Here is a 13,268-nt window from a genome sequence, read left to right as displayed (position 1 = left end):
TTACATCTTGAGTCGGAGAGGTTCTAAAGATGGTCGAACATGCAGAAGCCGCGGTAATAGCGAGAGATTGGCACGACCGCAGCTTGCCGCTGCCTGACAGCGATGAGCTGCGGGAAGCGCTGGACAGCGCGAATATCCACACGTTGCTGATGGTTTATGTGCACCTCACGCACGATGCGGTGATGCTGGACATCTTCGGCAACTACATCAAGCCGCCATTCGCGGTTCCCGGGACCGAGATACCGGACGAATATGCCCAGGAATTGCGGTCGAAGCTGCTGCATGTCCTGACGACGCCGGGCGCCGCGCGGGAAGATGATCCTTCCGAACAGCTTATGCAGCGGATGATGAGCGTCGGCGTGGGTGAGGAAGTCGCCGACGAATTCCTGCCGCTGCTCTTCGACCAGATCGGTTTCAAGCTGCCCAAGCCCCGCAAGGAAATCGAAGGCCGCACGCCGCCGCAGGCAGGCTTCAAGGTGCTGGTCATCGGCGCGGGCATGACGGGCCTCGCGGCCTCGCTGAAGCTGGAAGAGGCTGGCTACGAGCATATCGTCATCGAGAAGAATCCCGAGGTCGGCGGCACATGGTATGAAAACCGCTATCCCGGCGTCGGCGTCGACACGCCGAGCCACTTCTATTCCTACTCCTTCGAAATCACGCCGGAATGGACGCACTATCATCCCAAGGGCGTGGACATGCAGAAATATCTGCTGCACGTCGCCGACAAATACGATCTGCGCCGCAACATCCGCTTCAACACCGAAGTGGTCGCCCTGCGCTATGACGATGCCGAAGCCGTCTGGAACGTGACTGTGCGCGGCAAGGATGGCACGGAAGAAGTGATCCGCGCCAATGCCGTCATCAACGCACATGGTCCGGTGAACCGCTGGAAATGGCCGGATATTCCGGGTCGCGAAGACTTCCAGGGCAAGATGATGCACACCGCGACCTGGGACCCGTCCGTGCGGATCGAGGGCAAACGCGTCGGCATCATCGGCACCGGTGCCAGCGCCGCGCAGCTGATCGGCGCGATTGCGGATCAGGTGGGTGACCTCACCGTCTTCATGCGTACGCGCTACTGGACGATCTACAATCCGGAGATCAATCATGAGGTGTCGCCGGGCATGAAGTTCGCCCTGCGCTACATCCCGCACTTCCGCGAATGGTTCCGCTTCCGTGTTTACTGGTTCGCAGCGGACGGCCTCTACGGCAATGTCGTCAAGGACCCGGAATGGCCTGTGGACAGCCCGTCGGTCTCGGCTGCCAACGAAGGCGCGCGCCAGTGGGCCTTGGCCCATCTGGAAGCGAAGTTCCACGACCGGCCGGACCTCAAGGAAAAGATGACGCCGGATTTCCCGATCTTTTCCAAGCGCATCATCCTCGATGCAGGCTGGCTGGATGCGCTCAAGCAGCCCAATGTGACGCTGGAAGATGGCGGGATCGAATGCTTCACTCCCAAGGGTATCCGGACGAAGGACGGAAAGGAGTATGAGTTCGACATCATCGTCTGCGCTACCGGCTTCGACGTCGCCAACATGATGGGCAAGCTCGAAATCCACGGCAAGGGCGGACGTTCGCTCCGCGACGAATGGGGGCAGGACGATCCGCGTTCCTACCTTGGCGTGACTGTCCCGGGATATCCCAACTATTTCATGACCGTCGGCCCCAACAGCGCGCCCAACCACGCGGCTGGACAGAATCTGATCTCCGAAGCGCAGGTCAACTACATCGTCGAATGCCTCGACTGGATCAACGCCAGTGGCGCGCGCGCCGTCGAGCCGACGCAGCAAGCTTTCGAGCAGTGGAACCGCGCGGTGGAAGATCAGATGAAAAGCATGATCTGGACCCATCCGAAGGCGAGCAGCTACTATAATAACTCGAAGGGCCGCGTATTTTTGTCCTGGCCGTGGCGGCTTGTGGACCTCTGGAACCAAACACGCGGGCCGGTCAAAGAGAATTTCGAGCTGCACTAAGCAGCTCGGATGTAAAAAAGGAGCCGGTCTGCAAAGACCGGCTCCTTTCATATCGGATGCCTATAATCAGCCCGCGACGGTATATCCCCCGTCGACGGCCAAGGTCTGGCCCGTGATCCACGCAGCGCCGGGGCTCGACAGGAACAGGATCGCATTGGCAATGTCTTCCGGTTCGCCCGGACGGCCAAGCGGGGTTCTTGCCAACGTGGGGGCCATCCACTCATCCTGCGCGAACGTGCCCTCCGTCATGCGGCTGCGGGTCAGCCCTGCCGCGACGGCATTGACGCGGATGCCGCGCTCGCCCCACTTCACCGCCAGCGTTCGGGTAAGGCCAAGCAGGCCCGTCTTCGCCGCCCCATAGCCCGGCACGATCGGGATGCCGAAATAACTGCTCATGGATGCGATGCTGACGACGCTAGCGCCACCCGCAATTCTGCTTTGTGCCAGCAGGTCAGCGTTTTGCCGGGCCATGCGGAAGGCGCCGACCAGCAGCATATTGACGGATCGCGCGAAAACATCAGGCTCATATTCGTCGAGCCCCAGGCTGGGTAGCGCCATCCCGGCATTGTTCACCAATATGTCCAGTCGGTCGAGGCTGGCGGCAACGGCGTCGATGCTCTCGCCATTCTCAATGTCCATCTGCAGATAGCGATAGCCGGACAGGTCGGCATCATATTCGCTGGCGCTCCCGCGCGTGCCTGTGATGGTCACGTCCGCACCGGCTTCGCGATAGGCCCCCGCTGCCGCAGCGCCAATGCCGCTGGTGCCGCCGGTGACGAGGACATGCGCGCCGGAAAAATCATAGGATGGGTTCGTCATACTGCCTCCACTTCGACCCAACGGCCTTCCGCGGCGGACAGGCGAGAGGCGTCCAGCACCGCCTGCCCCGCCGCTGCGTCCTCAAAATCACCCGTCGGATCAGGCAGCGGAGGCGCGCGCCCTTCGATCCTGGCCTTCATCTGGCGGAACAGCTTGGCATAGGGCGCGACATCGAAGCCTTGCGTATGCCAACGATCCATTTCGGTCTGGATCAGTTCCTTGACAGCAAAGGGCTCGGGCGCCGGGTTGACCAGTTCGTCGGGCATCGGCACCTGACGAGCCCCGTCTGCGTCCTTGATCCAGACTTCTTCGGGATCGCCAAAGGCGCTGCCCGATTGGATCCACGCGGCACCCTTCGTTCCCGCGACCTTCGTCGCCATGACGAACGGGCCGGGGAAGTTCATCGCCGCCTCGATCACACCCATGCAGCCGTTCGCCGTGCGGAATTGCACATTATAATAATCGTCCGACGTCATCGTGGGACGGCTGGTCGTAAGCTTGCGCAATATCGCATTGACTGTGACGATCTCGCCCACGGTCGAACGAACCTGATCGATCATGTGCGTGCCGAACGCCCCCAGGAATCCGCCGCCCTGGGCTGCGTCCGTCCACCAATCCGCAAGCGGCTCGTCCTCGCCCGTGCCGGGTTGCTGATAGATGCGGCTGAACATCAGCGGATCACCGATGAGGCCGTCCTGCACCACACGCCGCAACAGTGCTTGCGCGCTGTCGAACCGGAACTCCGCGCCCAGAGCATGGACGATCCCTGCCCTGTTCGCCGCGTGGAGCATCTCGCGCGCCTGCGTCAGATCACGCGCGAAAGGCTTTTCGCACATCACATGGCAACCGGCGGCGATCGCCTGCATGACTGGCGTATAGTGGGCGTGCGGCGGCGTTGCGACTGTCACAAGGCGGATCGCGGGATCATCGGCGAGTACCTGTTCCAGATTATCCGACGCCAGCGGGATGCCGAGTGGCGCGGCGCGTTCTGCGGTGCGTTCCCTGTTGCGCCCGATGATCGCGCGAACGTCAAAGCCTGCTTCCCGCAGCGCTCTCACATGTGTGAACAGGCCAAACCCCGTGCCCACGACCACCGCGCCGATTGGCGCCTCCTCTCCATTCATTGTATCTCTCTTGCCTTTCTGATGATGTCTCGGGCTGCTGGCGCCCAGGATTTTATCGCTTCGGCCATCGGCGCTGACCGGGTCGAGGCCGAAAAGATCTCGACGGAAATCGGTGCTTCGGTCCCCGTCCGATCCAGTGTTCGAATGAAGCGCGGGAGGTCGAAACTCCCGCGCCCAGGGATCAGGCGGGCACTCATCGTTTCCTGCAGCAGGTCGGGTTCAGCCTTTGCCGGGGCATCATTGATCTGGATGGTGTGGATGCGCGATCCGGGAATTTGCTCCAGCAGCTCAAAGCTCGAACCACTGCGGAAGAAGTGCCAGCTGTCCAGCGTCAGGCCGCCATTGATCCGTCCTGCCGCCTGAACAATCGCCCATGCGCTCGCCAAATCGGGAATCCCGCCAAAGGGCAGGAACTCGATATGCACCTTCAGACCATGTTCAGCGGCAAGATCGCACAGATATGCGAAGGCTTCCGCCGCCTCATCGAGCGATGTTGTGACGCCCATCATCTCCACGGCAGTGACGGAGGGCGATCCGATCCGCGCTGCGGCTTCGATCACGCGATCTGGGGTCAAGGATCGAAGGAGCGTTGCCATGGGAACATCGTCACCCGCAGTCCGCTGGCTGGGCAACCAGCAGGCCGTGCAATCCATTTCCATGACGGCGAGGCCATGGTCTGCTATCCGCTGGCCGATCTCGACGGCGTTCATCCCGGCTGCTTCCAGCGACCAGATATCGCCGGGCATCAACGATATGGCGGAAAAGCCTGCTTCCCGCGCGGGTGCCAGGCGATCGAGCAGCGGCAGATGCCCAAAGGGTGGGCCCGACAGGACCAGCATCGGATCGGCCGTCATGCCTGCTCCAAACGAAAGTTGAGTTCAAGGATGATCCCGTTCCGCTCTTCCACGAACAGCTGGACGAGATTGGCAGGCGGATAATCTTTCCGCACCACGTTCACGCCTGCCGCCGTCAGACGGCTCAGCATCACCGGCAGATCATCGCACTCCAACGCGACATGATGCACCGCGCCGCTTCCCCGTGCGGGGTGGAAGGGAAATGCGTCGTCACTTGGATAGCGCGCCTCGATCGGACCGATGTGGATGATCGGCCGGTCATCGGGGTCATGGATCCAGCAACCCTTGTCGATGGATTCCGCGCCCGGCGCGGCGGCGGCGCGAAGGCCCAGCACATCCTTGAAGAAGGCGGCAGTGCCCGGCACGTCCGCCGTGCGGATGTTCACATGGTCAAGCGTGCGCACAGCCATGGCATCAATCCACAAATTGTCCGGTCAGGATCGCTGCGTCGGGACTGAGCGCTGCTTCCCCCTCTGCCTCCAATCGGGCGAGCGGCAAGCGCCACAGATTGACCTCTGCGGTGCTCTCCGTTTGCACGAGCCGCAAGCCCCAGATGCCCCTTTCATGACCGAAGGAATTCACCCAATTCCCGCCAAGGCCCGGATCATGTTCGGCGATGATGATGCGCACGCGGCCGTCAGGCTCGGCAACGAAGCGGTAGTTGTTTACCCACCCATTGCCATCCTCGAACGTGTCGAGATTTTCCTGCCACATGTTGCAGATCTGGAAGTTCCAATATTCGCATTCAGGCGGCACGAACTCCAGCACCAGTGCTTCTTCCAGCTTCTTTTCCCAGCCACCAAAGGCGACGTGGCGGTCGGGCACGCCGCCATTCGACAGATATTGCGCGCGGCTATAGTCGAGCCGGTTCAGCTTCGCCGCGAAGTTGCCTTGCGTGCCGTTCCACCAGTTGCGCACCAGCTCCGCATAGCCAAGCACGGCCTGCCCCGCCCACGCCAGATTATTGGCCATCAGCGCGGGGGTGAGTGGTTCGGGCGCCGCTTCATCCATCCGCTCGATCCGCATGTCAGGCGCAATTTCCCTGTCCCGGTCGCTCCAGACGAGCCGGATGAGGATGCAATTGCTGTCGGGCTGCAGTTTCAACCAGTTCTTGCCTTCGCCCGGATCATTTTGCGACAGGATGATCTCGAACGTCCCGTCATCCTCGACATGAAGCTGCTGACTGCCCAGAAAGCCGGTCGTCTTCAGATTGGATGGGTCGAATTCCTTCAGGCCGTTCAGGCCAAGTTGAGCCCAATCGCGCGCGCCGACATCTTCCGGCGCTGGGGCGGTCAAAATGGCTAGAACGAAATAGGGTATGGTGCCGCGCGTGCCGATGATCCGGTAATCACGGGCTTCATCGAACTGGCACATCAGATGGTCCTGATCGACCGTCTGCACATTGATCGACTGCCGCCACACCATGTCCCGCAGGCGCGGGCGCGTGGGCTCGGCATTTTCGATCAGTCGCTCGAAGCTTGACCGCGCAACGCGGGTCAGGAACCGATACCATTCGGCTCTGTCCAGATCGGACGGGTCATCACCGAACCGGTCGATCATCCCGCCCGCAACCTTCAGGACATCGCAGAAATCTTCCCAGGACTGGCCAGATAGCAGCCGCTCTGCCGCGCGCGCTTCCATATCGCGCTTGTCGTTCGATCCGTCCAACGCGTCAGCCATTGCGCCCTGCCTCTCCTATCTTGTTGTGGGGAAGGTGCCACCGTCGCGCTTGTCGGGCCAGCCATTCTTCTGTCGATCCCGTGCCATTATCCTTCTTGTGTGACGCAAAATGGCCAGGCGGTGGGTATGAGCATCCACTCACCAAAGAGGATTGACGAAAAAGTTATAGATCGATAACTTTGTTCCATCTATGGCGAATGGGACGATTCGCCTGGCTGTTTGGAGAGGAGTTCGAGAGCCATGTTGAGCAATGAGCAGAAGCGGCATTTGTCCGATCTCCTGCAACCTGTTTCGCCGCCGCGCGAGCTGAGCAATGTGTATACCGAGGATCAGCGTCGGCGGCTGCTGGACGTGGTCCATAGCGGAGCGTGGAAGCTCATCATTGCCCAACATTTCCCGACGCCTGAGTCCCTTATCGCGACTTTCGCTGGCGGATTTCCGGAAGGGTTCGAACCGTCGCTGGACATGTTCCTGACGCCCACCTTCCGGGGCTTCTATGCCAATTATTCGACCTGCATGTATCCGGAAATCCAGGACACCTTCTACAATCCGACCTTCCTGGAATATGCCAAGTCCTACTGGAACGCGGAATATGCCAAGCCGCAGATGATGCTGTTCAACGTGAACGGCCCCTGCGGCAACACTGATCCGGGCCATCTGGACTCGCCGAGCTTCCGTGGCGTGCGTTATGAGAACTCGCCCACCTGGCTCTGTTCGATCATGGGCCGCTCGGGCCTGTTCCAGGACTATCTGATCAAGATGGCACAGGTGATCACCTGGTTCAGCCATGACCCGGAAAGCGGCTTCACCTATTGGCCCAAGGGCCCGCTGGAAAAGCCCGCCCGCTTGCAGCCGCCTGTCTATAATCGGGGCGTGCTCGTCCAGAACGAGATGCTCGTCCATCGCGGCGAAGCCAACGGCCCGATCGAGCGCCGCAAGCCGAAGGGTCTGGGCTTCGACTCCTTGTTCAGCGGCGAACCGGGCAACCCTGATGGTTGGCTGGTAAAGACCGGTGACGAAGTCATCGAGCGTTATCATACCGATGAACTGCGCTTCCTCGTCCACTGGTCGGCCGAAGTGTTCGAAGATTATGCCGAGCTCAAGAAGAACATGGATGGCTCGGACAACCTCACCTATGATCAGGTGTTCGACACGCTAATCAAGGATGTCCGTTCGCGCGGCTTCCAGATCGAGACGCCGACTGATCCGCTGAATGATCCGGCTTTCATCAAGGCGCTGAATGCTGCTTACGACTATGGTGGCCCTGCTGAATATCCGGCCGAAGCGCCGCGCGAGCTCGTCACCGCATAAGCGCCAGCGGGCTACGCGACAGGAAGAAGGGGCGCCCGGTCAGGTGCCCCTTTTTCGTTAGGAAACCGGCTCCATGTCGTCCGGTCCCCAATAAGCTTTTAGACTGGTGATGCGTCCTTCCGCATCGAAGGTGCACACGTCGAGCGACCTGATCAGCAGGCGAGGGCCTTCGGGCGGCTGGAACGTCACGTCGAAGACCAGCGCGGCGGCATTGGCGTGAGATCCCCTGATGGGCGCAACCGGCCGGATGTGCGTGTCGAAGGCGATCGTGTCGGCAAACCAGCTATCGATATCTGCGCCTGTCTTGGGCGGAGATCCGAGCGGATCTTCGATCACCGCGCCGGGGGCGAACAGCGCAAGGACGCCGTCCTTGTCGCCAGCATTGATGCGATCGACATAGGCTTGAAGCGCCTGCCGCATGAGATCCTGGCCCGGAGCGGGAAGGCCAGGCGGAGAGGGTTCCGACATATTCTGCTCACCTCATCATCAGGATGGCTTCAAAACGCGCATTTAACATATGAACTTGCTTTCTGGATCGTGTTTTGCGTAGAAAGAGGAGGATTTCAAGGCAGGCGATGCGCGGGGCTGTGACTCGCTGCATTAGCTGCTATTTTGCCGCGCGCAGTGAGAGGATCAAGCAATGGCGACATCGTCGGACTATCGTCTGGGAGAATTCACCTTTCCACGTGGCTGGTTCATGGTGGGTGAGAGCGCCGAGGCGACGAGCAGCCCCAAGGCGATGCGCTATCTTGGCCAGGACATGGTGATGTACCGTGGCGAGAGCGGGCAGGTCTATGTGACGGAGGCTTATTGCCCGCACATGGGCGCGCATCTGGCGAAGAACACGACCAGCTACATCGTGCGCGACGGCGAGCAGGTGGTCGGCGATTCGATCCGCTGCCCCTTCCATGGCTGGCAGTTCGGCCCTGACGGCGCGTGCAAGAACATCCCCTATTCCGACTTCGTGCCCAAGGCGGCCAAGCTCAAAACCTTCCCGGTGGTGGAACGCGCGGGTACGATCTGGATCTGGCATGATCCCGAAGCGCTCGAACCCAATTTCGACCTGCCCGATTTCGGCGGCCATTATGATGCGCCCGGCTGGGTCAACTGGAAGATCGACTTCATGGGCGATCTCGACATCCACCCGATCGAGGTCGTGGACAATATGGCCGACTTCGGCCACTTCATCCCGATCCATGGCGCAAAGGACTTCGTCTACTTCGCCAATGAGTTCAAGGATCATATCGTCCACCAATATTATGCCGCCGGACACCGCACGCTGGTGCAGAACCCGGAAGACGTGCTGACGCTCGACACCTGGTATACCGGCCCCTCGATCCTCCAGTCGGAGATGGAAGGGACATTCGACAGCTTCATTCTCATCACCCATACCCCGATCGAGGATGGCAAGATCCGCGTCTGGCATGGCCTGATGGTGCAGGTGAATGACGGCACCGCGCCCGTCACCGACGAGCTGCGCGCCGCAGCCCTCGAATATCAGGAAGGCAGCCGCCTTGCCTTTGCCCAGGACGTCGAGATCTGGCAGAACAAGAAGGCCTGCCTCAATCCGCTCGTCATCCCCAATGACGGCCCCTATGGCAAGGTGCGGACCTGGTACAAGCAGTTCTACAATCCCCGCGACAAGACCCCCGACCTGCACAAGCGCACCAACGGCATGCATGTCACACTCGACAAGCGCAGTTCCACGCAGGCGGCATAAGGAGAACAGAAAATGGAGAGAAGTGAACGTCCGGTCGCGATCGTAACAGGCGCGAGCAGAGGCGCAGGCCGGGGCATCGCCGCCGCGCTGGGAGAAAAAGGCTATCGCGTCTATGTTACGGGCCGCTCGGTCCGCGAGGGTGACGCGGAACTGCCCGGAACCATCGGCGCCACCGCGGCGCAGGTAGACGCAGCCGGTGGTGAGGGCCGCGCGGTGCAGGTCGATCATGCCGACGATGGCGCGATCGCCGCGCTGTTCGAGCGCGTTAGCGATGAAAGCGGCCGCCTCGACATATTGGTCAACAATGTCGCCGCCCTGAACGACGATCTGGTGAAGCCCGGTCCCTTCTGGGAAAAATCCACCGGCCTTGTCGACATATTGAATGTCGGACTGCGGTCCCATTATCTGGCGAGCTGGCATGCCGCGCGCATGATGGTTCCGGCAGGCAACGGCCTCATCGCCTTCACCTCCTCCTTCGGCTCCGTCTGCTACATGCACGGTGCGGCCTATGGCGCGCAGAAGGCTGGCGTGGACAAGTTCGCCGCCGACATGGGCGTGGACTTCCGGGGCACCGGGGTTGCCGCCATCTCGCTCTGGATGGGGCCGCTGCTCACCGAACGCAGCGCCCGCACGCTTTCGGAACATCCCGAACAATATGAAAAGTTCATGGCAGACGCGGAAACGCCCGAATTCAACGGCCGGGTGATCGCCGCCATCCATGATGATCCGAACCGCGACGAACTGAACGGCCAGACCTTGATCACCGCTGAAATCGCGCAGCGATATGGCATCACCGAAGCGGGCGGCCGGACGCCGCCTTCCTACCGCGCGATGCTGGGCGATCCGCGCATCCCGCACCCCGCCATCGTGGCATGACGGAGCAGGCCATGGACTTCGGACGCCGATTTGCAGGCAAGTCGATCATCGTCACTGGCGCAGCGTCCGGCATCGGGCGTGCGACCGCGATCCGCCTTGCCGCAGAGGGCGGCCGGGTGCTGGCGGTCGACCTGGATGAAAAAGGGCTGGAAACGCTAAGGCAGGAACAACCCGGCATTGCGGTCCGTGCGGGATCGGCAGCAGACGAGCCTACTGCCCGCTCGATCGTCGCGCAGTGGGTGGAAGAAGCCGGGCAGCTCGACGTCCTCATCAACATGGCTGGCATCATCCGGTCGAGCCATGCAGCGACCACCGACTATGAAGCCTTCATGTCGATCATCGCGGTCAACATGGGCAGCACATTCCTGATGTGCCGCGAAGCACTGCCGCATCTGGAAAAGACGAAGGGCAATATCGTCAACGCCGCTTCGACCTCCAGCCATTTCGGTCATCCCTTCCTGACCGGCTACGCCGCCAGCAAGGGCGCGGTCGCCGCCTATACCCAGAGTCTCGCCTGGGAATATGTGAAGCGCGGCGTGCGCGTAAATGCCGTGGCTCCGGGCGGCATTGAAACGCCGCTCGCCAACAGCGTCCAAACCGGTATGGTGGAAGGAGCCGACTGGGAGTTGTATAATCATCTCGGCCCGATCAATGGATTTGCGACTCCTGACAAGATAGCGGGCGTCATCGCCATGCTGGCGAGCGAGGATGGAGGGCATATGAATGGGGCGATCGTGCGCGTTGATGGAGGCGTTCACGCCTGACCGGCCGGGTGATGCAGGAGGGCGGCTGTCATGACTGTCCCTCCGAACGGATTTTGCCTGGACCATCTTTCGCTCGTCAATCTTGACGCGCTGACCGTGATAGAGGCGGCGGCGAGCGCGGGCTTCACCGCTGTCAGCCTGTTCGTCACCCCGATCCCGATCAGCCCGACGCCTGACCTCTTGGCGGACAAGGCTGCGCGCAGGGCGGTGATCTCCGCCTTGCGCGACACGGGACTGCGTGCCGGTATCATCGAACCTTTCATGCTCGATGCGGAGCCTGACTGGGACCTGCTTGAAAGCAGCGCGGAGCTCACCGCCGAGTTGGGCGGCACCGTCAACATATTGGGTCTGGACCCCGATCATGCGCGGCTGCGGGAATCCCTCGCGCGCATGGTCGAGATTTGCCGTCAGGCGGCTGTTCCCGCCATCATCGAACCCTATCCGCTATCTTCGATCCGGTCGCCGTCACAGGCGCTGGAGATCGCTCATTCGCTGGGCGCGGAAGTGGGCCTGTGCATCGACACGCTTCACGTCATCCGTAGCGGCGGAAGCTGGGACGATGTGGCGTGCCTGCCCGCCGATCGCATCCGTCATGTCCAGCTTAACGACGGCCCGATCGAGCCGCCGCATGACCGGGTCAATGAAGCCGTGTTCGACCGCCTGCTTCCCGGTGAAGGAGAGTTCGGCCTCGGCGCGTTGCTCCCGCTGCTGCCCCACCACGCCACCATAGCGGTGGAAGCCCCCTCCCGTGCTTTGGCCAAGGGCGACCCGCACGAGCGCGCGGCGCGGTTGATGGAGGCGATAAAGGCTTTGTACGCGCCGGAATAACGCGTCATCCTAAATTCACCAGATCTCACCTCCTTCGCGCTGAGCCTGTAGGAGCCCTTCTTTCCTAAGAGAAGCCCTTCGACAAGCTCAGGGCGAACGGAAGGTAGCTGGCGCAGCCGAGTTTCGGGCGGAGCGCGCTGCCCCGCCCGCAAGACACCTCACTCCGCCGCCAGTGTCGCCTGCTCGCGGAAATAAGGGATCACCTTCTCACCGATATTGCGGATCGTCTCCATGATCACGTCATGGGGAATGCCGCCCATCTGGAACATGAAAAGGATTTCGTCGGCGCCCGCATCCTGCAGTCGCTTGATCTGGCGGATGCAGTCCTCCGGCGTGCCATAGGCGTCATCGACCACTTCGAAGCTCTCGGTATGATGCCCCCCGACTGTGATCTTTTCGTCCGACAGCCAGGCCACCGTCTCTTCCTTGTGACGCTGAAGCGCGGCCAGGCTTTCGCTGGCGTCGAGATCCTCGACATCGGGCGCGGGGCCGCCCGAATACCAGTGGCCGAGCGACTCAACAAAGAAGCGCTGCCCGCGCAGGCCGATGCGGCGGGCTTTCTCGCGGTCCTCCAGCACGACGGCAGGGCAGAGCGCGGCAAGATGCTGGGTCGGACGGTAGCCGACCTGATCCTCAGCTTTGCGGTTGGCGAAAGCCTCACGATAGATGGCGTTCTTCTTCGCGATATCCTCAGGCCCGGCAAAGCCAAGAACCAGCGCACCGATGCCGCGCGAACCGGCGGTGACCAGCGTATCGGCGCGGGTGCAGGCCATGTAGATCGGCGGATGCGGCTCCTGCATCGGACTCGGGTGGATTGGGCGGAAGGGGATCTTCACGAACTGGCCGTCATGCTCGATCTCGCCATGCTTCAGGATCTTGGGGATCAGATACATGCTCTCGTCGATCATCGGCGGCAGGTCTTCGAGATTATAGCCGAAGGTGCCCGCTTCCTGCTGCGTCCCGCCTTTGCCCATGCCGAAATGGACGCGGCCACCCGACAGGATGTCGAGCGTCGCGATGCGCTCCGCGACCTTCACCGGATGGTTCATCGCGGGCGGCAGGCAGACAACTCCATGGCCAATGCCGATGCGCGAGGTACGCCCGGCCAGATAGGCAAGGAAAGTTTCCGGAGCGGACATATGCGCATATTGCGTCAGCGCGGTATGTTCGACGGCCCAGATCGTGTCGAAGCCCATTTCCTCGGCGTAGATGGACTGCTCCACAATGTCGCGGAACACCTGCTGCTCATTCTGGCGCGACGTGTCGGCCATCTGCGCTTCGTAAATGATCGAGAACTTCATCATCTTCTCCACAAAACT

13 protein-coding genes are annotated in these 13,268 nt (G+C 61.4%); 6 read left to right on the top strand and 7 right to left on the bottom strand.

From position 1 onward, the window contains the following. Positions 1-29 precede the first annotated feature (29 nt). Complete coding sequence (locus MU848_RS02935) at positions 30-1,973, top strand: flavin-containing monooxygenase (protein ID WP_247230152.1); 1,944 nt, start codon at positions 30-32, stop codon at positions 1,971-1,973. Positions 1,974-2,039: 66 nt separating this feature from the next. Here the strand turns inward: MU848_RS02935 and MU848_RS02930 are convergent, their stop codons facing one another. The 5 genes from MU848_RS02930 to MU848_RS02910 are packed head-to-tail and all read right to left on the bottom strand — an operon-like array spanning position 2,040 to position 6,450. Then, positions 2,040-2,792 (bottom strand): SDR family NAD(P)-dependent oxidoreductase, encoded by a 753-nt coding sequence (locus MU848_RS02930; protein ID WP_247230151.1) that lies wholly within the window; start codon positions 2,790-2,792, stop codon positions 2,040-2,042. After that, a complete protein-coding gene (locus MU848_RS02925; protein WP_247230150.1) occupies positions 2,789-3,916 on the bottom strand; it encodes a Gfo/Idh/MocA family protein in 1,128 nt (375 codons plus the stop codon). The genes MU848_RS02930 and MU848_RS02925 overlap by 4 nt, the downstream gene beginning before the upstream one ends. After that, positions 3,913-4,770, bottom strand: a complete 858-nt coding sequence (locus MU848_RS02920; protein ID WP_247230149.1) for a sugar phosphate isomerase/epimerase family protein — start codon at positions 4,768-4,770, stop codon at positions 3,913-3,915. The genes MU848_RS02925 and MU848_RS02920 overlap by 4 nt, the downstream gene beginning before the upstream one ends. Then, positions 4,767-5,180, bottom strand: a complete 414-nt coding sequence (locus MU848_RS02915) for a VOC family protein (protein ID WP_247230148.1) — start codon at positions 5,178-5,180, stop codon at positions 4,767-4,769. Before MU848_RS02915 ends, MU848_RS02920 begins: the two co-directional genes overlap by 4 nt. Before the next feature lie 4 nt (positions 5,181-5,184). Next, positions 5,185-6,450 (bottom strand): DUF1214 domain-containing protein, encoded by a 1,266-nt coding sequence (locus MU848_RS02910; RefSeq protein ID WP_247230147.1) that lies wholly within the window; start codon positions 6,448-6,450, stop codon positions 5,185-5,187. A gap of 240 nt (positions 6,451-6,690) precedes the next feature. Here MU848_RS02910 and MU848_RS02905 point away from each other — a divergent pair, with 240 nt between their 5' ends. Continuing rightward, entirely contained in the window at positions 6,691-7,761 is a 1,071-nt protein-coding gene (locus tag MU848_RS02905; protein WP_247230146.1) for a hypothetical protein, read from the top strand. A 57-nt stretch (positions 7,762-7,818) separates the two neighbouring features. Here MU848_RS02905 and MU848_RS02900 read toward each other — a convergent pair whose 3' ends face one another. Continuing rightward, entirely contained in the window at positions 7,819-8,229 is a 411-nt protein-coding gene (locus tag MU848_RS02900; RefSeq protein WP_247230145.1) for a nuclear transport factor 2 family protein, read from the bottom strand. 172 nt (positions 8,230-8,401) lie between these two features. Here MU848_RS02900 and MU848_RS02895 point away from each other — a divergent pair, with 172 nt between their 5' ends. The 4 genes from MU848_RS02895 to MU848_RS02880 are packed head-to-tail and all read left to right on the top strand — an operon-like array spanning position 8,402 to position 11,949. Next, on the top strand, positions 8,402-9,481 hold the full coding sequence (locus MU848_RS02895) for a Rieske 2Fe-2S domain-containing protein (protein ID WP_247230144.1): 1,080 nt from the start codon (positions 8,402-8,404) through the stop codon (positions 9,479-9,481). Between the two features lie 12 nt (positions 9,482-9,493). Then, positions 9,494-10,357: an SDR family NAD(P)-dependent oxidoreductase gene (locus MU848_RS02890; protein WP_247230143.1), complete on the top strand. Its 864-nt coding sequence runs from the start codon at positions 9,494-9,496 to the stop codon at positions 10,355-10,357. A gap of 11 nt (positions 10,358-10,368) precedes the next feature. Then, entirely contained in the window at positions 10,369-11,121 is a 753-nt protein-coding gene (locus MU848_RS02885; RefSeq protein ID WP_247230142.1) for an SDR family NAD(P)-dependent oxidoreductase, read from the top strand. 30 nt (positions 11,122-11,151) lie between these two features. Continuing rightward, positions 11,152-11,949 carry a sugar phosphate isomerase/epimerase family protein gene (locus tag MU848_RS02880; protein WP_201516313.1) on the top strand — a complete coding sequence of 266 codons (798 nt, stop codon included), beginning with the start codon at positions 11,152-11,154 and terminating at the stop codon, positions 11,947-11,949. A 158-nt stretch (positions 11,950-12,107) separates the two neighbouring features. On the opposite strand, the gene MU848_RS02875 is transcribed toward MU848_RS02880, so the two are convergent. Next, on the bottom strand, positions 12,108-13,250 hold the full coding sequence (locus tag MU848_RS02875) for an LLM class flavin-dependent oxidoreductase (protein ID WP_201516312.1): 1,143 nt from the start codon (positions 13,248-13,250) through the stop codon (positions 12,108-12,110). Positions 13,251-13,268: the final 18 nt, after the last annotated feature.

Source organism: Sphingobium agri (genome assembly GCF_023051225.1).
Taxonomy (GTDB): domain Bacteria; phylum Pseudomonadota; class Alphaproteobacteria; order Sphingomonadales; family Sphingomonadaceae; genus Sphingobium; species Sphingobium agri.
This window is presented reverse-complemented; position numbering and strand designations above follow the sequence as displayed.